The organism is Pseudoalteromonas rubra, assembly GCF_001482385.1.
GTDB lineage: Bacteria > Pseudomonadota > Gammaproteobacteria > Enterobacterales > Alteromonadaceae > Pseudoalteromonas > Pseudoalteromonas ardens.
This window is the reverse complement of sequence record NZ_CP013611.1, coordinates 1,275,781-1,296,600: the sequence shown is the minus strand read 5'-3', so window position 1 is coordinate 1,296,600 and position 20,820 is coordinate 1,275,781. Positions and strand designations below refer to the sequence as shown.

The 20,820-nt window shown below is 47.1% G+C and carries 21 protein-coding genes and 9 tRNA genes; 24 read left to right on the top strand and 6 right to left on the bottom strand.

The features are described from left to right. Positions 1-8: 8 nt before the first annotated feature. Complete coding sequence (locus tag AT705_RS05790) at positions 9-1,424, top strand: FAD-dependent oxidoreductase (RefSeq protein ID WP_058795861.1); 1,416 nt, start codon at positions 9-11, stop codon at positions 1,422-1,424. Positions 1,425-1,535: 111 nt separating this feature from the next. On the opposite strand, the gene recN is transcribed toward AT705_RS05790, so the two are convergent. The 3 genes from recN to nadK form a co-directional block, all read right to left on the bottom strand. Then, on the bottom strand, positions 1,536-3,212 hold the full coding sequence (recN, locus tag AT705_RS05785) for a DNA repair protein RecN (RefSeq protein ID WP_049863982.1): 1,677 nt from the start codon (positions 3,210-3,212) through the stop codon (positions 1,536-1,538). A gap of 90 nt (positions 3,213-3,302) precedes the next feature. Next, the gene (locus AT705_RS05780) at positions 3,303-3,878 is read right to left on the bottom strand and encodes a hypothetical protein (RefSeq protein ID WP_058795860.1); all 576 of its coding nucleotides are present in this window, start codon (positions 3,876-3,878) and stop codon (positions 3,303-3,305) included. A gap of 62 nt (positions 3,879-3,940) precedes the next feature. After that, positions 3,941-4,825 (bottom strand): NAD(+) kinase, encoded by an 885-nt coding sequence (gene nadK / locus AT705_RS05775; RefSeq protein WP_058795859.1) that lies wholly within the window; start codon positions 4,823-4,825, stop codon positions 3,941-3,943. Positions 4,826-4,917: 92 nt separating this feature from the next. On the opposite strand from nadK, the gene AT705_RS05770 reads away from it, so the two are divergent. The 3 genes from AT705_RS05770 to AT705_RS05760 all read left to right on the top strand — a co-directional run bounded on the left by AT705_RS05770 (position 4,918) and on the right by AT705_RS05760 (position 7,445). Next, positions 4,918-5,862: an HrcA family transcriptional regulator gene (locus AT705_RS05770; RefSeq protein ID WP_237113791.1), complete on the top strand. Its 945-nt coding sequence runs from the start codon at positions 4,918-4,920 to the stop codon at positions 5,860-5,862. A 58-nt stretch (positions 5,863-5,920) separates the two neighbouring features. Continuing rightward, a complete protein-coding gene (gene grpE, locus AT705_RS05765) occupies positions 5,921-6,532 on the top strand; it encodes a nucleotide exchange factor GrpE (RefSeq protein WP_010382216.1) in 612 nt (203 codons plus the stop codon). Between the two features lie 115 nt (positions 6,533-6,647). Continuing rightward, positions 6,648-7,445 carry a M48 family metallopeptidase gene (locus AT705_RS05760; protein ID WP_058795857.1) on the top strand — a complete coding sequence of 266 codons (798 nt, stop codon included), beginning with the start codon at positions 6,648-6,650 and terminating at the stop codon, positions 7,443-7,445. Position 7,446: 1 nt separating this feature from the next. Here AT705_RS05760 and AT705_RS05755 read toward each other — a convergent pair whose 3' ends face one another. Continuing rightward, on the bottom strand, positions 7,447-7,971 hold the full coding sequence (locus tag AT705_RS05755) for a M48 metallopeptidase family protein (RefSeq protein ID WP_058795856.1): 525 nt from the start codon (positions 7,969-7,971) through the stop codon (positions 7,447-7,449). Positions 7,972-8,042: 71 nt separating this feature from the next. Here AT705_RS05755 and AT705_RS05750 point away from each other — a divergent pair, with 71 nt between their 5' ends. After that, positions 8,043-8,450, top strand: coding sequence for a GFA family protein (locus AT705_RS05750; protein ID WP_058795855.1), 408 nt, complete (start codon positions 8,043-8,045; stop codon positions 8,448-8,450). Positions 8,451-8,483: 33 nt separating this feature from the next. Here AT705_RS05750 and AT705_RS25185 read toward each other — a convergent pair whose 3' ends face one another. Both AT705_RS25185 and AT705_RS05745 read right to left on the bottom strand, forming a co-directional pair. Next, positions 8,484-8,648, bottom strand: a complete 165-nt coding sequence (locus tag AT705_RS25185; protein WP_157576681.1) for a hypothetical protein — start codon at positions 8,646-8,648, stop codon at positions 8,484-8,486. A 63-nt stretch (positions 8,649-8,711) separates the two neighbouring features. Beyond that, on the bottom strand, positions 8,712-9,560 hold the full coding sequence (locus AT705_RS05745; RefSeq protein WP_082668925.1) for a DUF72 domain-containing protein: 849 nt from the start codon (positions 9,558-9,560) through the stop codon (positions 8,712-8,714). A 178-nt stretch (positions 9,561-9,738) separates the two neighbouring features. Here AT705_RS05745 and aspS point away from each other — a divergent pair, with 178 nt between their 5' ends. The 19 genes from aspS (at position 9,739) to AT705_RS05650 (ending at position 20,699) form a co-directional block, all read left to right on the top strand. Continuing rightward, a complete protein-coding gene (gene aspS, locus AT705_RS05740) occupies positions 9,739-11,514 on the top strand; it encodes an aspartate--tRNA ligase (RefSeq protein ID WP_058795854.1) in 1,776 nt (591 codons plus the stop codon). A 122-nt stretch (positions 11,515-11,636) separates the two neighbouring features. Further along, entirely contained in the window at positions 11,637-12,158 is a 522-nt protein-coding gene (ruvC, locus tag AT705_RS05735; protein WP_058795853.1) for a crossover junction endodeoxyribonuclease RuvC, read from the top strand. Positions 12,159-12,160: 2 nt separating this feature from the next. After that, positions 12,161-12,778, top strand: a complete 618-nt coding sequence (gene ruvA / locus AT705_RS05730; RefSeq protein ID WP_058795852.1) for a Holliday junction branch migration protein RuvA — start codon at positions 12,161-12,163, stop codon at positions 12,776-12,778. 20 nt (positions 12,779-12,798) lie between these two features. Further along, positions 12,799-13,806 carry a Holliday junction branch migration DNA helicase RuvB gene (gene ruvB, locus AT705_RS05725; RefSeq protein WP_058795851.1) on the top strand — a complete coding sequence of 336 codons (1,008 nt, stop codon included), beginning with the start codon at positions 12,799-12,801 and terminating at the stop codon, positions 13,804-13,806. A 987-nt stretch (positions 13,807-14,793) separates the two neighbouring features. Further along, entirely contained in the window at positions 14,794-15,498 is a 705-nt protein-coding gene (gene tolQ, locus AT705_RS05720) for a protein TolQ (RefSeq protein WP_010382197.1), read from the top strand. Further along, positions 15,485-15,913: a protein TolR gene (gene tolR / locus AT705_RS05715; protein ID WP_058795850.1), complete on the top strand. Its 429-nt coding sequence runs from the start codon at positions 15,485-15,487 to the stop codon at positions 15,911-15,913. The genes tolQ and tolR overlap by 14 nt, the downstream gene beginning before the upstream one ends. Then, entirely contained in the window at positions 15,913-16,854 is a 942-nt protein-coding gene (gene tolA / locus AT705_RS05710) for a cell envelope integrity protein TolA (protein WP_058795849.1), read from the top strand. The genes tolR and tolA overlap by 1 nt, the downstream gene beginning before the upstream one ends. Positions 16,855-16,863: 9 nt before the next feature. After that, complete coding sequence (gene tolB, locus AT705_RS05705; protein WP_058795848.1) at positions 16,864-18,222, top strand: Tol-Pal system beta propeller repeat protein TolB; 1,359 nt, start codon at positions 16,864-16,866, stop codon at positions 18,220-18,222. Between the two features lie 41 nt (positions 18,223-18,263). Continuing rightward, complete coding sequence (pal, locus tag AT705_RS05700; RefSeq protein ID WP_058795847.1) at positions 18,264-18,797, top strand: peptidoglycan-associated lipoprotein Pal; 534 nt, start codon at positions 18,264-18,266, stop codon at positions 18,795-18,797. Positions 18,798-18,812: 15 nt separating this feature from the next. Continuing rightward, positions 18,813-19,568: a tol-pal system protein YbgF gene (ybgF, locus tag AT705_RS05695; RefSeq protein ID WP_058795846.1), complete on the top strand. Its 756-nt coding sequence runs from the start codon at positions 18,813-18,815 to the stop codon at positions 19,566-19,568. Positions 19,569-19,726: 158 nt separating this feature from the next. Then, a tRNA-Lys gene (locus tag AT705_RS05690) sits at positions 19,727-19,802 on the top strand. A 38-nt stretch (positions 19,803-19,840) separates the two neighbouring features. Beyond that, positions 19,841-19,916 (top strand) — tRNA-Lys (locus AT705_RS05685). Positions 19,917-19,951: 35 nt separating this feature from the next. Then, a tRNA-Lys gene (locus AT705_RS05680) sits at positions 19,952-20,027 on the top strand. A gap of 35 nt (positions 20,028-20,062) precedes the next feature. Then, positions 20,063-20,138, top strand: a tRNA-Lys gene (locus AT705_RS05675). Between the two features lie 36 nt (positions 20,139-20,174). Further along, positions 20,175-20,250: transfer RNA gene (locus tag AT705_RS05670), tRNA-Lys, on the top strand. Between the two features lie 36 nt (positions 20,251-20,286). Next, positions 20,287-20,362, top strand: a tRNA-Lys gene (locus tag AT705_RS05665). 36 nt (positions 20,363-20,398) lie between these two features. Beyond that, positions 20,399-20,474, top strand: a tRNA-Lys gene (locus tag AT705_RS05660). A gap of 37 nt (positions 20,475-20,511) precedes the next feature. After that, positions 20,512-20,587 (top strand) — tRNA-Lys (locus AT705_RS05655). Between the two features lie 36 nt (positions 20,588-20,623). Next, a tRNA-Lys gene (locus AT705_RS05650) sits at positions 20,624-20,699 on the top strand. The last annotated feature ends 121 nt before the right edge of the window (positions 20,700-20,820 follow it).

The window sequence follows — 20,820 nt, the reverse complement described above, 5'->3', positions numbered from 1 at the left end:
GGGGAAGTATGAGCGAAAATGTCTATCAATTTATCGATGTTCAGCGCATCGACCCGAGAAAGAAGCCAATCACGACGCGTAAGAGCTCTTTCGTTGAAATTTACGAACCATTTTCCAAGCAGCAGGTCAGCTCGCAAGCTGATCGTTGTCTGGATTGTGGTAACCCGTATTGTGAGTGGAAGTGTCCGGTGCACAACTATATTCCGCAGTGGCTTAAATTGATCCGTACGGGCAGGATCCAGGAAGCTGCGGAGTTGTCGCACCGGACCAATAGTCTGCCAGAAGTGTGCGGTCGAGTTTGTCCACAAGACAGGCTCTGCGAGGGCTCATGTACATTGAACGATGAGTTCGGTGCCGTGACCATAGGCAATATTGAGAAATACATCACAGACACGGCATTTGCACAGGGCTGGAAGCCTGACATGTCTTATGTGACCTGGACCGATAAAAAGGTAGCCATCATTGGCGCGGGCCCTGCCGGGCTAGGTTGTGCCGATATTCTGGTACGCAATGGGGTGAAACCTGTGGTATTCGATCGCAACCCAGAGATCGGCGGTTTGCTGACGTTTGGCATACCATCATTTAAGCTGGAAAAATCGGTGATGGAGAAGCGTCGAGAGATATTTACGGAAATGGGGGTGGAGTTTTGCCTGAATACTGAAATTGGCACAGATATCAGTATGGATGAACTACTGTCACAGTACGATGCGGTGTTTATCGGCGTGGGTACCTATCAGTACATGCGTGCCGGGCTGGACAATGAAGAGGCAGATCAGGTGTATGACGCACTGCCGTTTTTGATTGGAAATACCAACCGCGTGATGGGATACGACGAGAATAAGCAGGCGTATATCGACATGGCAGGTAAACGTGTGGTGGTGTTAGGTGGCGGTGATACCGCGATGGACTGTGTGCGCACTTCTGTGCGCCAGGGCGCGCAGTCGGTAACCTGTGCTTATCGTCGTGATGAAGCCAATATGCCGGGGTCACGCCGTGAGGTAAAAAATGCCAAAGAGGAGGGGGTTAAGTTTAGCTTTAACGTTCAGCCTAAAGGCATCGAATTAGACCAAAACGGCAAGGTAACGGGTGTACGCATGGTTCGAACTGAGCTGGGTGAGCCAGACGAGAATGGGCGCAGGCGTGCACAGGAAGTCTCTGGTTCAGAGCATCTGATAGACGCTGATGCGGTGATCATGGCGTTTGGCTTTAAACCACATAACCTTGATTGGCTTGCTGCATATGACGTTGCCATCAATGAGTGGGGTGGTATTGTTGCCCCTGAAAAAGGCGCCTTCACACATCAAACTAGCAATGAAAAAATCTTCGCAGGTGGCGATGCGGTGCGTGGTTCTGACTTGGTGGTAACAGCCATCTTCGAAGGCCGGAATGCTGCAGAAGGGATCATGGACTATCTTGGGGTATAAAGTTGTGAAATTGCACTAAGAGTGATTCTGTTTCTAAATAAGCCTACCGTGCATCAGCTGTGCTGTACGGTAGGCTTTTGTTTTTACATCAAACTACTCTAAGTTACCGCATTATGCCCCTTGCACCTCAAGCAACTCTTTAGCACTGGCAAGTGTAGTGCTGCTGATTTTGTCGCCACCAAGCAGGCGGGCGATTTCATCAATGCGTTGCTCCTGAACCAGTGGGAGCATAGACGTAAAGGTTTCTCCGCCTTCAACGCGCTTAGATACAAAGAACTGATGATGGCCACTACAGGCAACCTGAGGCAGGTGCGTTACACAGATAACCTGAGTTGACTTACCAAGTAAGCGCAGCTGTTTACCGACCTGAGAAGCGGTTGGGCCGGAGATCCCCACATCGACTTCATCGAAAATCAGGGTGGGGGTGGTTACGCGATTTGCGATAATCACCTGAATGGCCAGACTGATCCGCGATAGTTCACCGCCAGAAGCCACTTTGGCCAGCGCTTGCAGAGGTTGGCCTGGGTTGGTCGAAACCAGAAATTCAATTTGATCCATGCCCAGTTCATTCGGGCGCCTGTCTTCATGCTGACTGAGTTGAATCGCAAAGTGGCCGTTTTCCATTGACAGTTCATGCATGCTTTCACTGATCAGATCATTCAGAGTTAGTGCCGCCTGTGCGCGGCTTTCGCTAAGCTGTGCTGCTGAGATCTGATAGGCGTGTAGTGCCTCCGCTATTTCATGTTGCAGATCTTCAATGCGTTCGTTGTTAGAGCAAATGGAAGCCAACTCTTCATGTAACTGCTGATGATGCTGGTGCAGTAACTCCGGGTTTATCTGATGCTTACGTGATAAAGCCATGGCCTGTGCCAGCCGGTCTTCAACGCTCTGTAGGCGCTCCGGGTCTTGCTCTATGTTTTCACCATAAGCGCGCAGCTCCCGGCAGCCTTCTTCGAGTTGTACCGCGGCTTCTCCTAATAGCTGACTGATCTCTTGCAATTTGGGATCATAATTACTGAGCTCAATGAAAGTCTGCACGCTATGTTGCAGCTGGCCCAATACAGTCTGATCGTCCTGTTCTGACAGGCACATTAATTCGCGCTGGCAGCTTTCAGCCAGTGTCTGGCTGTGGCTGAGTCGTGTATGTTCCGTTTCAATCTGCTCATACTCACCCTCTTCCAAAGCGAATTCATCCAGCTCCTGAACCTGGTATTCAAGCAGCTGTTTTTTGGCAGCTTGTGCTTGTTGCTGTTTAATAAGCTCGGCATGCTCTTTTTGCAGCGTGTGATAGTGCTGGTACTGAGCGCGTACTGCATGCAGCAAAGTGTCGTGCCCGGCATAGGCATCCAGCAAACCGAGCTGGTGTTCGGGCTTGAGCAATAGCTGATGAGCATGCTGACCGTGAATGGCGATGAGGCGTTGCCCTAGTTCTTTTAACTGGGCCGCGGTCACTGAATTGCCATTAATAAAGCTCTTACTACGGCCATTTTGCATGACGACTCGGCGCAATATGCAGTTTTGCTCTTCGTCATCTAACATGAGATCGCTCAGAAATTGCTGTGCGTAGGGGAGCTGCCTGATATCAAATTGAGCGGAGATCTCAGCTTTGGCGGCACCCGGACGAATACTGGCAACATCCGCGCGTTCACCCAGACACAAAGACAATGCATCGATTGCAATGGATTTACCCGCTCCGGTTTCACCTGTGATAGCGGTCATACCTGAGCGCCAGTCGATGGTTAGTTCGTTAACAATGGCAAAGTTTTTAATTTGCAGACTGATAAGCATGCTGTATATCCAAACAGTGTAATTACTGTTAATTTATACAGCATTCTTAGGAAATGCAACTTGAAATTGCACTTTGGTGTGTGAGTGCTCTTACAGAGCCGCCGCTTTTTGCTGATGTGTTGAAGAGTCGTCACTTTCGTTCGATGTTACAGACTCTTCCTCATTCTGCACGGCTTCCTGAGTATCGGCCTGAGCCGGCGTATCAGGGGTTTGGATCCGAGATATCAGCGCAGGTAATATTTCACTGTAAAATGCTTTATTGTAGGCAAGCCCGGCAGACGGTAACTCGCTGACAAACATAAACAGCTGGTCGGCCAATAAATCCATATTGCCATTTTCCCTGCATTTATTCAGTTCTTTACCTATTGTTGCAAGTAGTTGATCTGTCACACGCTCCAGCGCTTCAAGATTGTCATCATTATGGGCCTGAACAACAAAAAAGTTGCCGACAATGGCGTTAAACTGGGGCGCATGCTTGGGGCGGATCAGTTTATAATTTACAAATTCGCTGATTTTACTTTTAAAGTGGCTGCTGATCTCTTTCAGGCGCTCATTGAACACGCGCTTTTCGGCTTCGCGTGCTTTTTTACGGTTATTCTCAATTACCACATAGACACCTAAAATGGTGATCAACAAAGTAATAGATACGAAAACAACGTAGCTCATGTTGGTTTACTTTTCCCTAAAATAGAAAACAAATTTCACTTATTCTGCTGAACTTCCAGCGCTTAGTAAAGCCTGCTGCCCCAATTTAATTTCTGTCTCAGAACATTGTAGTAGGAATAACTGTCAGGATGAATTAAACGAAGCTTTTTCTCTGCTTTTTTTACGACCACTTCATCACCGGGTAGCAGCGCGAGTACTACATGACTGTCGCAACTGACCTGTAGGCTTGCGGTATTCTCCGGGCTCAGTTTGAGTTTGACCTGTTTACTGGCGTCGACCACGAGTGGTCTACTGGATAAGGTATGCGGGAACATAGGCACGAGTGCCATGGCATTCAGTTCCGGGGTTAAAATAGGGCCACCGCCCGATAACGAATAGGCAGTAGATCCTGTTGGGGTGGTCACTATCAGACCATCGGAGCGCTGAGAAAACACAAACTGCTCGTCAATAAAGGCTTCGAATTCAATCATGTGGGCCACTTTATCTGCGTGCAGTACTGCTTCATTAACGGCCAGGTTGGCACTTTTTAGTTCGGCATGGCGAAATACTTCAACTTCAAGTAAAAAGCGCTGTTCTTCAACAAACTTGCCACTCAGCACCTGCTCCAGCTCGGCTTCAAAATCATCCGGATCAAGGTCGGTTAAAAATCCTAAGTTACCTCGGTTTACGCCTATCACAGCCACATCAAACCTGGCCAGTACCCGGGCAGCTCCAAGCATATTACCGTCTCCACCCACAACCACTGCCAGGTCGCAGCGCTCGCCCAGCGCAACCACATCGAGTATATGTGAGTCGGGTAATTCTGCTATCTGTCTGCCAACGCGTTGCTCCACAAAAACTTCATAGCCAAGTGCTTGCAAAAAAGTGTACAGGCGTTGTAATGTCAGGGCAGCGCCATCATGGTTGGGTTTTCCAATCAGGCCGATGGTTTTAAATGGTGTGCTCATTCAGTGAGTTTCCTTGGCAAAATATCTGTTGCCAAGATTATCTTAAAATGAATTTGCTTGAAACTCGCAAATTTAGCCTTATTTATAATGTTATGAAACTTAGTGCACGTGATAAACAAGTCTTCTCTGCCGTAATGAGTCTTTACTGTAATGGTGACGGCCACCCTGTGGCATCGAGTAAGATAGCAAAACTAAAAGGTATGGCGGTGTGCTCTGCGACAGTGCGCAATGCCATGGCTCGCCTCGAAAATCAGGGGTTGCTTTTTTCCCCTCATACATCGGCAGGGCGAGTTCCTTCCGATTTGGGGATCAAATACTGGCTACAGGAGTATTTCGGGCTTGAGGACATTGCGCCTTATTGGGAGCCTGAGCGCGAACAATTAACAGGCTTTGCCCATACGTTAAGTCAGAAATACCAAGTGTGTTGTATTGTTGGCTTACCTCAGGTGAGTGAACAGACCATCTTTCGGGTTGAGGTATTAGATTTTGACCGTAAGCACTGGCTGGTATTACTGATTGACCGCACAGGCCAGTCCAATAATATTTTGATTAATAAACCGGAGTCGAATTCCGATCAGGTGCGCTATCAGTTTGCGGCCTGGATGAATACCGTATTTAGTCAGCAAACACTCAAAGAAGGGCTACACAGAATGCGGGCGATGGCCAAAAGTGCGATGGCCGACTGCCGGGGCTCTTTGATGCAATGGAGCCGTGAGTTAAGTTTGCAGCTGGGCACAGATAACAGCATTGTGGTTGGAGAGCGGTATCTGTATAACCGCCTGGAAGGGAACAATGAACTGAATCTGGGTGTGAGCTTTTTGCATCAGGTAGAAGATCATCTGGCATTCAAAAACGGTCTGTCCGTGTTACTTGGTAGTGAACTTAGCTATTTGAATTTAGAACGGTTTGTTGTTCTGAGCGTGCCTTATTTTACGGCCAGTGAATACCAGAGTCGTTTTTGTTTGATTTGTCCGGCCGATGCACCAATTGAAGCAATTATCGGTGAATTTACGCAAATCCCAAAAAAAGAAGCTTGAATAACGAATTTGAATCCCCATAATTACGGCAGTTGTAAAGAATCGGAGAGAATTTTTCATGTCTGAGCAGACAAAAGCCCAAGAGCAGGAACAAGAGTTAGTGCAAGAAGACGTACAGGAAAATACGGCTGAGCAAGCAGAACCAGCGCAAGAGAGTGCACAAACTGAGCAAGCTGAGTTGAGCCCAGAAGAAGAGATTGCAGGTCTGTATGCAGAGCTGGAAGCGGCGAAACAAACCATTGAAGGTCAGAAAGACAGCGTGGTACGTGCCGCTGCGGATTCTGAAAATGTCCGTCGCCGTGCCGCACAGGATGTAGAAAAAGCACAGAAGTTTGCTTTGGAAAAGTTTTCAAATGAGTTGCTACCTGTGGTTGACAACTTAGAACGCGCCATTGAGTTTGCTGATAAAGAAAACGAAGCGACTAAGTCAATTTTAGAAGGCATCGAAATGACGTTAAAATCATTTAACGATGCATTGGCTAAGTTTGGTGTTGAAGCGGTAAGCCCGCAAGGGGAAGCGTTTAATCCTGAACTGCATCAGGCAATGTCAATTCAGCCTAGCAATGACGTGTCGCCGAACACAGTATTAGCTGTGATGCAAAAAGGCTATACGTTAAATGGTCGTTTGCTTCGCCCAGCCATGGTGATGGTTTCAAAAGCGGCCGATTAAGCGACGGAAAAAAAAGTTATGAAGCCCGCATTAGTGCGGGCTTTTTTGATCTGATTTGCATAGCCCACAGGCTCCTTTACACTAATTATTAGTATGTTTTAGCAGGCATGACTCGATGAATAAAAAAATCATAGTTGCAACGGCCATAGCGTTAGCACTGGTTGGTTGCAAAACGTCCCCGACCGGGCGTACCCAGATAGCCCTGTATTCAGAGCAGCAGATGGATAAAATGGGGGTGGCGAGCTTTGAGCAAATGAAGCAGGAGCAGACCATAGAGCGCGATGTCAGTACAAATCGCTATGTGAAGTGCATTGCAGATGCACTGATCGCACAGTTACCAGCGCAATACACTCAACAGCAATGGGAAGTGGTTGTCTTTAAAGAATCCAGTGCGAACGCATTTGCCCTGCCAGGTGGTAAAATAGGGGTTCATACCGGACTGTTGAAGGTAGCTAAAAATCAACATCAGCTCGCTGCTGTGATGGGCCATGAAGTCGGCCATGTGATTGCCCAGCATGCCAATGAGCGGGTATCTCAGAACAACCTGTTGCAGCTAGGGCTTCAGGCCGGTAATGCGGCGCTTGAAATGGGCAATGTGCAGTATCGAAATGCCATCATGCAGGGCCTTGGCCTAGGTGCACAATATGGGATAGCGCTACCATTTAGTCGCACTCATGAAAGTGAAGCGGATGTCATTGGGCTCGACCTGATGGCAAAAGCCGGGTTTAAGCCAGAGGGTGCCGTTGAGCTGTGGCAAAACATGGAAAAAGCCGGAGGAGATCGCCCGATGGAATTTTTATCCACGCACCCATCGCCGCAAAACAGAATAGCTATGCTAAAAAGCAAAATGACACAGGCAAATACATTGGCTGCTGATGCAAAGCGGCAGGGGCGTAACCCATCTTGCCGGTAAACTAAAGCTGCTGGGCGGGGCTCTGATAAAAGTTACTGCCCAGTTTGTCGAGCACAATAAACAGTCTGAGATCCAGCTCTAGTTGATGGTAATCCGGTTCCATATGACAACAAAGTTGATAAAACGCTTTGTTATGTTCCAATTCTTTAAAATGCGCAAGTTCGTGAACAACCAGTGCTCTTAATACTGCCTCCGGAGCATGTTTCACCAATTGAGAAAGTACAATTTCATAGCGTGTTTTGACTTTTCCGCCGTGTTGTTTACGTGTCTGGCTGTGATGCCCCAGCGTCCCCGTCATCAGATCCCGGCCTTTTGCATAGTGGACTTTATGAAGACGCGGCACGTTTTTCAGGTATTTGTTTTTGTAAACATGGCAGTAATCGTAAAGTGCCTGCGTATGTTGCAGCTGATGGCCTTGCGGATATTTATTTTTAAAGTAGTTGGCGAGTTTACTGGGCTCCAGCAGGGCCTCGATCTGTGCTTGCAAGCTGGGTGGATAGTGCTGAAAGTACTGCAAATAGTTCATAATGGCGGTAGTAAATAGGAAACAAACATTTTAAGCTAGTTAGCTCATGATCATAACAGGAATAATAATAAATGTATCAAGCCAGTTGTTTATGTGGTGCGGTTAAACTGGAGTTAAACGGGCCTATTTCGAGTATTATCCATTGCCACTGTTCCTTATGTCGTAAATCTTCAGGCACAGCTTATGCCACAAATGGGTTTGTCAATCGGGACGATTTGCAGATCGTTACCGGAGAAACACATATTCGTCACTATGCCTTCAAACCTGGCAGGTTACGACATTTTTGTGGCGTTTGCGCATCGCCTTTATTCAGTTCTAATGAGGACAATCCGGGCAAGCTCAGGCTGCGGCTGGGGATCCTGGATTCTGATATTTCGGAGCGGCCTATGTCGCATAATTATGTGACGTCGAAAGCAAACTGGGAAGAGTTAGATGCCAGCTTACCTCGCTATGAGGCTAAAGAGCCGGGCAGGGAATGATGAGCAGGGCCAGCATGCCCTGCTATTGTCAGCTTAGTTGTCTGTCATTGTACAGCAATCAGATGCACGTGAGTTGCCACCTGTTTTTTGCAGTGCCGCTCTTCCTGCACCGCCAACCGCACGCGTTGCTTTTGCTGGCAATGCTGACTGGTCATCAGAGAGTTGTTTAACTGGTTTTTTATTGAGTTTTAATTGCATAGTATTTTCCTTATTGTTGTTTGCCCCTTTAACATCCAGCAAAATCCATTCACTGTCAAGTGGTTAAATTAACGTCTGTTGTTGGGGCTGACGCTCTGCAGGAAAGGGAGCCAACACTTGATGCGGTATCCCCAGATCCTCAATAAACTGTCTGGCCAGCAACGGGGCATCATGGTTGTCGGCAGTGTGAAAAAACACATAAGGGGTACGGCCTTCATTTAACCAGCCACGAATTTTGTTAAGCCAGGGTGCATAAAATGTGCGGTTTGCAGCTAAATCTGAACAGCCAACAAAGCGCAGCATCGGTGCCTGAGCAGTAGCGATGACATTTACGGGGACCCGGGGCTTTTTTTGCTGAGCATCTATGATGGCGGGGGTCGCCGGGGGCTCACTAAACAACGGCCGTGTGTCCATGATAATACGATTCACACCTGTGTGCATTAAGAGCTGGTTAAAGCGTTTTTCTGCGTCCCCCTTGGCAAAAAAATCCCGATGTCTGACTTCAATACCCAGTGTTAGTTCTTTTGGTATTTGTGCTATGAAGTCTGTAATTCGGGTCAGGTACTCGGGGCTGCAACTGGCAGGGAGTTGCAACATCACCATGCCAAGGCGTGAAAAGAGTGGCGAGAATAAATCGAGCCACTGCTTGAGCTCTTGCTGGCACTGGCTTAACGCCAGCTCGTGAGAAATGTATTTCGGGATTTTAAAGGTAAAGCGAAAGGTGTCGGGGACGGCGTTTGACCAGGTTGTGATAGTTTCTGGCTTAGGACTGGCATAAAAGCTGGTATTACCCTCTACACTATTAAAGATCTGTGCGTACTCACGCAACATATCTGCGGTTTTACAGTCACTCGTAAAAAAACGGCCTTTCCAATGCGCTGCGCTCCACTGAGGGCACCCCAAATACAGCATCTCATTCGCTCCCATATTGCTTTGCGTTGGAGTCTAGCAAAGTCCGGATGGAGAAAAAATCGCAACAGCGAAAGAATCCGGCCTTTGTGGGATGACAAAGCGTGGCAATTTTATATAATTGGCGATTAAATTTATCATTCATTATGCCCTTTAGAGTAAGTAGGCAAATAGGATTATTATGCGCTCAATATACTGCGGAAAATTAAACAAGGACCATGTAGGTCAGGAAGTGGAGCTATGTGGCTGGATCAACAAACGTCGCGATCTGGGTGGCCTGATCTTCATTGATCTGCGAGATCGCGAAGGTTTGGTCCAGGTTGTGTTTGATCCAGAAGTAGATGGCCTGATGGATGTTGCTAACACATTGCGTCAAGAGTTCTGTGTTAAAGTGACAGGTACAGTTCGTGCGCGTCCTGAGAGCCAAATTAATCAGGATATGGCAACCGGTGAAGTAGAGATCCTCGGTACGGGCCTGACAATTATTAACCGCGCTGAGCCACTACCACTGGACTTTAACCAGGAAAACTCAGAAGAGCGTCGTCTGACCTATCGCTACCTTGACCTGCGTCGTCTTGAAATGAGCGACCGCATTAAATTACGCGCTAAAGCTTCGAGCTTTGTGCGTCGCTTCCTCGATAGCAATGACTTCCTGGACATTGAAACGCCGGTACTGACAAAAGCAACTCCAGAAGGTGCGCGTGATTATCTGGTACCAAGCCGTGTACACAAAGGGAGCTTCTATGCATTGCCACAGTCGCCTCAGCTGTTTAAACAGTTGCTGATGATGTCTGGCTTTGATCGTTACTATCAAATCGTGAAATGTTTCCGTGATGAAGATTTACGTGCGGATCGTCAGCCTGAATTCACTCAAATCGATTTAGAGACGTCGTTCATGACATCTGATCAGGTGCGAGATATCACAGAGCGCTTGATCCGCGAAATGTGGCAGGAACTGCTTGAGGTTGATCTGGGCCAGTTCCCGGTAATGAGCTACGAAGAGGCAATGCGTCGATATGGTTCAGATAAGCCTGACTTGCGAAACCCGTTGGAGCTGATTGATGTTGCTGATCTGGTTAAGGACGTTGAGTTTAAAGTACTTGCCGGCCCTGCAAATGACGAGAAAGGCCGTGTCGCTGTGTTGACTGTACCGGGTGGTGCATCACTGTCTCGTAAGCAAATTGATGAGTACACAAAGTTTGTTGGTATCTATGGGGCCAAAGGCCTGGCATGGATGAAGGTGAACGATCTGGACGCTGGCCTTGAAGGTATTCAGTCGCCGATTGCCAAGTTCCTGAATGAAGAAGTGATCAAAGGGATCCTGGCACGCACAAATGCACAGACTGGCGACATCATTCTGTTTGGTGCTGATAAGCGTAATGTTGTTAACGAAGCTATGGGTGCACTGCGTCTGAAAGTGGGCCAGGACCTTGAGCTGACAAACCTGAACCAGTGGGCACCGCTGTGGGTTGTTGATTTCCCAATGTTTGAGGAAGACGACGAAGGTAACCTGCACGCAGTACACCACCCGTTCACAGCACCTAAAGACATTTCAGCGGCAGAGCTGGAAGCCAATCCGGCTGGTGCAATCTCAGATGCCTACGACATGGTATTGAACGGATACGAAGTCGGTGGGGGTTCTGTGCGGATCCACAACAACGATATGCAGCAAGCGGCTTTCCGTATCCTGGGTATTGATGAGCAAGAGCAGCAAGACAAATTCGGCTTCTTGCTGGATGCACTGAAGTACGGTACGCCACCGCATGCAGGTCTGGCATTTGGTCTGGATCGTCTGGTAATGCTGCTGTGTGGTACAGACAACATTCGTGATGTGATTGCGTTCCCGAAAACGACTCAGGCATCATGTCTGATGACCAATGCACCTAGCGTTGCAAACCCGGATGCACTGAAAGAGCTCGCGGTAACAGTAACCGCGCAACAAAAAGATGCTGAATAATTACAGCGAATAGAGTGAAAGAGCGGCGATTATGCCGCTTTTTTTATTCTGCAAGTTATACATAACTGGAAATCCATACAGTATTTTGGCATGATAGCGAAAAAACAACGAGAGTATGCGCCTTGGCAGTAATTTTAGGCATAGATCCAGGCTCCAGGCTGACCGGATACGGCGTAGTTAAACGTCAAGGCAGTCAGTTTCAGTATCTGGGCAGCGGTTGTATTCGACTTGGTGATAAGCCATTCCCACAACGACTACAGATGATTTATCAGGGCGTAAGCCAGATTATCGAACAGTTTAACCCGCAGGGGTTTGCGATTGAGCAAGTCTTTATGGCGCACAACCCTGATTCCGCTTTAAAGCTCGGTCAGGCACGCGGTGCAGCCATTGTCGCAGCCACGATGAACGAGATTGAGGTATTTGAATATTCAGCCCGGCAGGTCAAACAAGCCGTTGTTGGCACTGGCGGAGCGAATAAGTCTCAGGTTCAGGAAATGGTGAAACGACTATTAAAACTCCCGGGTACTCCCCAGGCCGATGCCGCTGATGCGCTGGCCATTGCAATTTGTCATGCTCATTCAGAGCAAAATCTGATCAAGCTGGCAGGTAGTGCGAAAAAAACCGTACGAGGAAGATTGAGGTAATTATGATAGGCAGACTCAAAGGTACTTTGGTAGAAAAACAGCCACCAGAGATCCTGTTAGACGTAAGTGGCATCGGTTATGAAGTGCAAATGCCGATGACGTGCTTTTATGAGTTACCTCAGGCGGGTAATGAAGCAACCATCTATACTCATTTTGTGGTGCGCGAAGATGCACAATTACTGTTTGGCTTTAACCACAAAACTGAGCGGGCGTTATTTCGCGAGCTGATCAAGGCTAATGGTGTTGGCCCTAAGCTGGCACTGGCGATTTTATCCGGTATGTCGGCAGAGCAGTTTGTACAGTGTGTTAATCAGGGCGACGCGTCTACTTTGGTGAAAATCCCGGGTGTAGGCAAGAAAACCGCTGAGCGGCTGGTGCTTGAGATGAAAGACAAGCTGAAGAACTTTGGTCATGATTTACTGACTCCATTCAGCGATAACGCTATTTTAGCGCCTCAGGAAGATCCTACTGTGGCAAATACGCCTGAAGACGATGCGTTGGCAGCATTGTTAGCTCTTGGCTATAAACCTGCACAAGCGCAAAAAGCACTGAAAGCGGTGAGTAAACCAGGCATGGATACCGAAGGGCTAATCAAAGAAGCCCTGAGATCTATGATGTAAGAAAGGCTGACTAGATAATTATGATTGAAGCAGACAGACTCATTGAGCCAGAAGTGCAGGGCAGTGAAGAGGCCGTAGACAGAGCAATACGACCTAAGTTGTTGGCGGACTATACCGGTCAGCAGCATGTAAAGCAGCAAATGGAAATCTTCATTGAAGCTGCACGCAGTCGTGAAGAAGCACTCGATCACTTGCTGATATTTGGCCCGCCGGGCTTAGGTAAAACGACCTTGGCAAATATTGTGGCGAATGAACTGGGTGTGAATATTAAAACCACCTCAGGGCCGGTGCTTGAAAAAGCCGGCGACCTTGCTGCAATGCTGACCAATCTGGAGCAAGGAGATGTGTTGTTTATTGATGAAATACATCGTTTGAGCCCTCAGGTTGAAGAGATCCTATACCCTGCAATGGAAGATTATCAGCTCGACATTATGATTGGTGAAGGGCCCGCCGCGCGGTCGATTAAACTGGACTTGCCACCTTTTACTTTGGTGGGGGCTACGACCCGTGCAGGATCTCTGACTTCCCCTCTGAGAGATCGTTTCGGTATTGTGCAACGTCTTGAGTTTTACTCTGTGGCTGAGCTGGCATCGATTGTGTCGCGCTCTGCGCATTTTCTTAATCTTGAAATCAGTGACGCGGGTGCGGTTGAAGTGGCGAAACGTGCCCGAGGCACCCCGCGTATTGCTAATCGCTTGCTGCGACGGGTTCGGGATTTCGCCCAGGTTAAAGGGGACGGCAGCGTAGACGAGCTGATTGCCAGTCAGGCGCTGGACATGGTTGACGTCGATAAGTGTGGTTTCGATTACATGGATCGTAAGTACTTACTTGCAATTATTGAAAAATTCATGGGGGGTCCTGTGGGTTTGGATAATCTGGCAGCGGCCATAGGTGAAGAGCGTGAAACCATAGAAGATGTGATAGAACCTTACCTGATCCAGCAGGGCTTCATTCAGCGCACGCCCAGAGGACGGATCGTATCAGACAGGGCTTATCTGCATTTCGATTTAGCGAAACCAGGCGACTAACGCGTATACTCTTAATTCTCAGACGACCTGCCAGGCAGCGCGCAATGCGCTTCCTGGATCTTACACTCCCACCTCTGCACACTCGTATTCATTTCATGCTCATTTTGCTTCATTTATTTTAAGCAGATCAATATTCTGATGTGTTCGTAAACTGCGGACAAAAAAAAGCCCGCACAGTGTGCGGGCGAAAACAACAAGTTGAAGGAAGTAATCCAGGGAACAGATGAGTACATTAAGGTGTTATCCAAAATTTCCTCATCATGACTGCAGAATAAATCAGACTTCTGCGGCCTAAGTAACTGTGCATTTGCATTGAGAGATGCTGCTCGCTCAGTACGGGGAGTATAATAAGGTGACTGAGGGATTTTATCAAACTAGAAAAATTGCGGTTTTGCTATAAAAAAAACTAATGCGATGAGTTTTTTTAGTCCCTTATTGAATAAAACATAAACTGATGGTGTTTTGTAAGTTTATGTAAAATAAGGAGTTGTATTTATTATACCCAATTTGTGAATATTAGATTATTTGTTGTTAATTGGTATTACCAATCGGTTTTTGAGGGTTTATTCGGAGATAGTGAATAAAACTTTACTTTTATGCAGGTTGCATAAATAAATAAACACGCTCAACGCTGTACAGTTCCGACCACATTAATTTTATGTCACAAACACGCGCTAGGCTTTGCAAATAAGGATCAAGTTCACTTTGTTATGGGCTGTTTTTATTGCTAACCGTGTGTAATGAAGGTGGGGTTTTGTATGAGCTATATTTGCTCCGGTGCTGGGTGGAGGTCCGTCAATCGGGCCAAAATATAGAGTCAAGGGGCTGAATGTGCGAATTATCGGCATTTAAGTGGATTTTACGGCATTGAGATTGTAAGCCCTTATTAGTGTGGTTAAACTACCGGAACCTTTTTGCTGGCTTACAGTCAATACGGTGACGGCTGCCTTGGCCGAGAACACAATTATTTTCTAGGAGTATAACAACGTGGAATCGGGACTTAATTTCGTAGATCTCATTTTAGAAGCCAGTATCCTCGTGCAACTTGTAATGTTGACACTGGTCGGCATGTCGGTTGCTTCATGGGCCATTATTTTTCAGCGCCGCAGCATATTGGCACAGTCTCTGGCAGATGCGAAAAAATTTGAACAAAAGTTCTGGTCGGGAATGGATTTGGGCAAGTTATATAATGAAATTACGGCCAGAGCGGGCAGCTCAAGTGGCTTAGAAGCGCTATTTGTATCCGGATTTAAAGAATTTGCACGCCACAAAAAACAAAACACAGGATCGGCGAGCATGATCATAGAAGGGACACATCGCTCCATGCGTGTAGCTCTGTCACGCGAAGTTGAGAAAGTTGAATCTGGATTATCATTTTTGGCAACGGTTGGCTCTATTAGCCCTTACATCGGCCTATTCGGTACTGTTTGGGGGATCATGAATGCTTTTATTGCGCTGGGTGAAGTGAAGCAGGCAACGTTGCAAATGGTTGCGCCTGGTATTGCTGAAGCTTTGATTGCTACGGCCATGGGTCTGTTTGCGGCCATCCCGGCGGTCATGGCATATAACCGCTTTGCAAAGAATGTAGAAAAGCTGGAGTCAAACTACATCAACTTCATGGAAGAGTTTGCCAATATTCTGCATCGCCAGGCTGCCAGCTTAACTGAGGCTAAGCAAAATGTATCAGCATAAGAGGCGCCGTCCTGTCGCAGAGATCAATGTGGTGCCATACATTGATGTTATGCTGGTGCTGTTAATCATCTTTATGGCAACGGCGCCGCTGATCACGCATGGTGTTAAAGTGGACTTACCGCAGATGGAGGAGTCAGATCTGGTAGACACCAAAGATGCGCCACCTATTATTGCTACTATCGATGCTGAAGGCCGTTACTATGTGACCGTGGGCACTGACCCTGACGCACCAATGGATGCCGTCGAAGTGGCAGCCATTATTAAGCTGAAGTTACAGCAAAACCCGGAGACCCCAGTGATGATTAAAGGCTCAGGGCATGTGTCATATCAGGAAGTTCTGTTACTCATGGATTTTTTGAAAAATGCCGGTGTGCCGTCTGTTGGGTTAATGACTAAATCGTTTGAGGATAGTTAATGGATGCTTTAACCAGCGGCATATTTAAGTCATTTTTACTTCATTTCGCGATAGCCGGGTTATTGTTTGCAACGGCTAATTTCCAATTTTCCAGCCCGAGCGTGATGGAAGTTCAACTTAATCCGGCCGTTAATGAAATTGAAGAAGCCAAAGCCGTGTCAGCGATATCGGTTGACCAGCAGGCTGTAGAAAAGAAGATTGCTCAGCTTCGTGAAAAAGAAGCGCAACAAAAACGAGCCGAAGAGAAACGGATCCGTGATTTAGAGCGTCGTGCTGTTCAGGCACGTAAAGACCGTGAAGCCGAAGCCCGTCGGATCAAAAAGCTAGAGCAGCAGCGTCTGGCCAAGCTTGAAGAAAAGCGTAAGGCAGAAGCGCAGGCGAAACGCGCTCAGGAAATTCAAAACAAAGAGCGTCAACAGGCTGAAAAAGCCCGTCAGGAAGCTCATGCCGCAGAGCAGGCTGCTAAAGCCGCTGCCGAAAAGCGTAAAGCCGAGGAAGGCAGGTTGAGACAGGCGGAAGCCAAGCGCAAGCAACAAGAAGAAGAAGCTAAACGTAAGGCTCAGGCTGCTGAAGAAGCGCGCCAAAAAGCTTTGCAAGAGCAACTGCTTCAGGAGCAATTGGCACAGGAACAAGCCGCCAGAGCCAAGGTCCGCCAGCAACAGATCCTGACGGAAGTCGACAAGTACAAGGCACTGATCATGCAGCGGATCCAATCTAACCTGTTGATCGATGAGAAAATGAAGGGTAAGCAGTGTCGTCTGAATATTCGCCTGGGCTTCAATGGTCTGGTTACACAAGCAGAGTCACTCGGTGGTGACAAACTGGTGTGTGAAGCGGCTTTACGAGCAGTGCGAATGGCAGATACGTTACCTGTTTCTGAAAATAAAGATGTTTTCGAACAGCTTAAGAATATTAACCTGACGATTAAACCAACTCTATAAAGGAAGACCATGTACAACCATTTAAGAAATTTACTCTTGGTTCTGGCTTTCGCTGCGCAGGGGGTCGCCTACGCCGCACTGGAGATCGTAATTACAGAAGGGGTCGACAGTGCCCGACCGATTGCGATAGCTCCGTTTAAATACATTGGCAATGGCGAAGCACCTGCTGAGCTGAGCTCAGTGATTGCAGCGGACTTGATCCGCAGTGGTAAGTTTAAGCCGGTGGCAGAGGAACAAATGCCTCAGCTACCAACAACAGATGAAGAAGTAGATTACGACGCCTGGGTTGAACTGGGCGTCGAAGCCGTTGTTGTGGGCACCATTACTCAACAGCCTGCGAATCGTTATCTGGTGAAATATGAGCTGATCGATGTGATCCGTGCTCAAATCACCGGTGGGGAAACTCGCATGATGACCAACGGCAAATTGATGAAAAGCCAGGATCATGTCCTGGAGGCGCGCCAGAGTGTCATTGATGCGCAGAGCTTTCGTTATTATGCGCATCAGATCAGCGACGTTGTTTACGAATCTCTGACGGGTGAAAAAGGCGCATTTCGTACTAAAATTGCCTATGTCATTGTTCGTGAGGAGCAGGATAAACCTTATCAGCTGGTTGTGGCAGATTATGATGGTTACAATGAACAGGTGCTGTTGCGCTCTAAAGAGCCGTTGATGTCGCCGGCCTGGTCACCGGATGGTAACAAACTGGCGTATGTCACGTTTGAGAATCGTCAGTCACAAATTTATATTCAGGATATCTATACGGGTAAGCGTGAGATCTTAACCAGTTATTCCGGGATTAATGGTGCACCGCAATTTTCTCCGGACGGCACACAAATGTTGATCGTGTTGTCAAAAGATAAAGGCGGCGCAACAGAGGTCTATTTGATTGACCTTGAAACGCGTAAAGAAAGACGCCTGACTAAGCACCGTAGTATAGATACTGAACCAACCTGGCATCCAAATGGCAAAGAAATAGTCTATACATCTGAAAGGGGTGGTAATGCCCAGATATATAAGTTAAATTTAGATACAGGAAGATCACGGCGTGTCACTTTTGACGGCGACATGAACTTAGCCGGGTCAATCACGCCTGATGGTAAACAACTGGTAATGGTAAATCGGACATTAGGTCGTTACCATATTGCCAAGAAAGAATTGGACTCTGGGCTGTTTCAGGTATTAACGCGCACCAGACTCGATGAATCACCGAGTATTGCGCCGAACGGCTCTATGATTATTTATAGTACCTTGCATAATAATAAGCAGGTACTGGCGTTGGTGTCGATGGATGGCCGCTTTAAGGCTCGCCTGCCGGTATTAGACGGACAGGTTAAGGCACCAGCTTGGTCGCCATTTTTACAGTAATTTTGCTGGTAAGACTTATAAAAGATATAGGAATATACTCGATGCAACTTAACAAAACTCTCAAGGCCCTTTTGGTCGCGTTGCCTGTGATGACGCTGGCTGCATGTAGCTCGTCGTCAGATGTTGGTGAAGGCGCTGGCAGCGAAACAAACGCAGCTACTGCATCTAATGGCAGCAATGTTGATGTGAACACTGCAACACGTCAGAAATCAGCAGAAGAGCTACTGAAAGAAAAGTATGAAGCGTTGCGTCAAGAGCAGATCGTATACTTCGACTTTGACCGTTCTACTGTACGCAGCGAATTTGTAGAGCTGCTACAAGCACACGCTGATTTCCTGGTTAAAAACCCAAGCGTAAAAGTACTGATTGAAGGTCACGCCGATGAGCGTGGTACGCCTGAGTATAACATCGCACTGGGCGAAAGCCGTGGTAAAGCCGTTGCTAAGTACTTACAGAGCCTGGGTGTATCTGACAGCCAAATTTCTGTTGTGAGCTACGGTGAAGAGAAGCCAATGGACAAAGCGCGCAACGAAGAAGCTTTTGCTAAGAACCGCCGCGCGGTACTGGTATACTAATTGTAAAGAGATGCTATGAAGCCGAATACTATTTTGGCAGCCATCATCTTAGTCAGCGGGAGCTCCCAATTGTGGGCAGCTCCCGCTGCTGTATCTGATGCTGCTGGTGCTAACCAAACTATTGAACAACGTTTGTCTGTGCTTGAAAACCTGATGCGTAATCGCAACTTGATCCAGGCTGAACTGCAAACGCAACTTGATCAACTTCAGGATGAAGTGAGCCAGATCCGTGGTGTGACAGAGGAGCAAAGTTACAAGCTCGAAAAAGTACTGCAGCGCCAACGTGAGCTGTATCAGGAAATCGAAACACGTGTTACACAAGTTTATGAGCAAAGTAAGCAGCTACAACCCGTTGTGACGCCTGATAGTGCGACTGCGCAGGCTGTGAGCACAGATTTATCTGAAAATGAAGCCTATGACAGAGCGGTTGCTTTGATCATGAAGGATAAGCGCTACGATGCTGCTATTCCTGAATTTGAAGGCTTCTTAAAGCAGTTCCCAAATTCTGTTTATATTCCGAATGCACATTACTGGCTGGGTCAGCTTCAGTCTATTAAGAATCAGGATGCTCAGGCTATGGTGCACTTTCGCACAGTGGTTGATCAGTTTGCTGACTCAAATAAGCGACCTGATGCGATGTTAAAGCTGGGAACCTTACTGCAAAAAGTGGGGCAATCTGCTGATGCAAAGGCTCTGTTTGAGAATTTAATCAAAGAATACCCCAGTACCACAGCGGCAAAACTGGCGACAGAACGACTCAGCAAAATATAAATGGCTGAATTTTTCTCAGAGTGATTTAAAATTAGGCGCTTAGACGCGAAAAATGAAAAAAACAGGCGATTTCGGTTGCACAAGATTTTTAAATAAGTATTATAAGCGCCCGCAGCAGCCGATAGTGTTACACACTTCTTGCAGCGAAACAATTTAGTGGGTCATTAGCTCAGTTGGTAGAGCAGTGGACTTTTAATCCATTGGTCGATGGTTCGAGTCCATCATGACCCACCATTCAAATTTGTTATATTTACTTTAAGTAAAACCAGAGCGGGTCATTAGCTCAGTTGGTAGAGCAGTGGACTTTTAATCCATTGGTCGATGGTTCGAGTCCATCATGACCCACCATTCAAATTTGGTCTATAACTTAAGTAACTCCGAGCGGGTCATTAGCTCAGTTGGTAGAGCAGTGGACTTTTAATCCATTGGTCGATGGTTCGAGTCCATCATGACCCACCATTCAAATTTGGTCTATAACTTAAGTAACTCCGAGCGGGTCATTAGCTCAGTTGGTAGAGCAGTGGACTTTTAATCCATTGGTCGATGGTTCGAGTCCATCATGACCCACCATTTAAATTTGGTGTATTACTTAAGTAGCTTTCGAGCGGGTCATTAGCTCAGTTGGTAGAGCAGTGGACTTTTAATCCATTGGTCGATGGTTCGAGTCCATCATGACCCACCATTCAGATTTGATGTATTACTTAAGTAACTTTCGAGCGGGTCATTAGCTCAGTTGGTAGAGCAGTGGACTTTTAATCCATTGGTCGATGGTTCGAGTCCATCATGACCCACCATTCAGATTTGGTGTATTACTAAAGTAACTTTCGAGCGGGTCATTAGCTCAGTTGGTAGAGCAGTGGACTTTTAATCCATTGGTCGATGGTTCGAGTCCATCATGACCCACCATTTCAAATTTGGCGTATTACTTAAGTAACTTTCGAGCGGGTCATTAGCTCAGTTGGTAGAGCAGTGGACTTTTAATCCATTGGTCGATGGTTCGAGTCCATCATGACCCACCATTTTAAATTTGGTGTATTACTTAAGTATCTTCGAGCGGGTCATTAGCTCAGTTGGTAGAGCAGTGGACTTTTAATCCATTGGTCGATGGTTCGAGTCCATCATGACCCACCATTCTCGTTACCTCTCTTTCTTATCATAATCTTTTAAATATTCCTTCAAAATACCGACTTCAACTAGGATTATCGCCCCGATTTTCGTATAATTCGCGAATATCCCGTATATGTGGACTAGT

Excerpts from the sequence above, each read along its gene's own strand:
- AT705_RS05790 (WP_058795861.1), top strand. The coding sequence starts at position 9 with ATGAGCGAAAATGTCTATCAATTTATCGATGTTCAGCGCATCGACCCG.
- recN (WP_049863982.1), bottom strand. The coding sequence starts at position 3,212 with ATGCTTATCAGTCTGCAAATTAAAAACTTTGCCATTGTTAACGAACTA.
- AT705_RS05780 (WP_058795860.1), bottom strand. The coding sequence starts at position 3,878 with ATGAGCTACGTTGTTTTCGTATCTATTACTTTGTTGATCACCATTTTA.
- nadK (WP_058795859.1), bottom strand. The coding sequence starts at position 4,825 with ATGAGCACACCATTTAAAACCATCGGCCTGATTGGAAAACCCAACCAT.
- AT705_RS05770 (WP_237113791.1), top strand. The coding sequence starts at position 4,918 with ATGAAACTTAGTGCACGTGATAAACAAGTCTTCTCTGCCGTAATGAGT.
- grpE (WP_010382216.1), top strand. The coding sequence starts at position 5,921 with ATGTCTGAGCAGACAAAAGCCCAAGAGCAGGAACAAGAGTTAGTGCAA.
- AT705_RS05760 (WP_058795857.1), top strand. The coding sequence starts at position 6,648 with ATGAATAAAAAAATCATAGTTGCAACGGCCATAGCGTTAGCACTGGTT.
- AT705_RS05755 (WP_058795856.1), bottom strand. The coding sequence starts at position 7,971 with ATGAACTATTTGCAGTACTTTCAGCACTATCCACCCAGCTTGCAAGCA.
- AT705_RS05750 (WP_058795855.1), top strand. The coding sequence starts at position 8,043 with ATGTATCAAGCCAGTTGTTTATGTGGTGCGGTTAAACTGGAGTTAAAC.
- AT705_RS25185 (WP_157576681.1), bottom strand. The coding sequence starts at position 8,648 with ATGCAATTAAAACTCAATAAAAAACCAGTTAAACAACTCTCTGATGAC.
- AT705_RS05745 (WP_082668925.1), bottom strand. The coding sequence starts at position 9,560 with ATGCTGTATTTGGGGTGCCCTCAGTGGAGCGCAGCGCATTGGAAAGGC.
- aspS (WP_058795854.1), top strand. The coding sequence starts at position 9,739 with ATGCGCTCAATATACTGCGGAAAATTAAACAAGGACCATGTAGGTCAG.
- ruvA (WP_058795852.1), top strand. The coding sequence starts at position 12,161 with ATGATAGGCAGACTCAAAGGTACTTTGGTAGAAAAACAGCCACCAGAG.
- ruvB (WP_058795851.1), top strand. The coding sequence starts at position 12,799 with ATGATTGAAGCAGACAGACTCATTGAGCCAGAAGTGCAGGGCAGTGAA.
- tolR (WP_058795850.1), top strand. The coding sequence starts at position 15,485 with ATGTATCAGCATAAGAGGCGCCGTCCTGTCGCAGAGATCAATGTGGTG.
- tolA (WP_058795849.1), top strand. The coding sequence starts at position 15,913 with ATGGATGCTTTAACCAGCGGCATATTTAAGTCATTTTTACTTCATTTC.
- tolB (WP_058795848.1), top strand. The coding sequence starts at position 16,864 with ATGTACAACCATTTAAGAAATTTACTCTTGGTTCTGGCTTTCGCTGCG.
- pal (WP_058795847.1), top strand. The coding sequence starts at position 18,264 with ATGCAACTTAACAAAACTCTCAAGGCCCTTTTGGTCGCGTTGCCTGTG.
- ybgF (WP_058795846.1), top strand. The coding sequence starts at position 18,813 with ATGAAGCCGAATACTATTTTGGCAGCCATCATCTTAGTCAGCGGGAGC.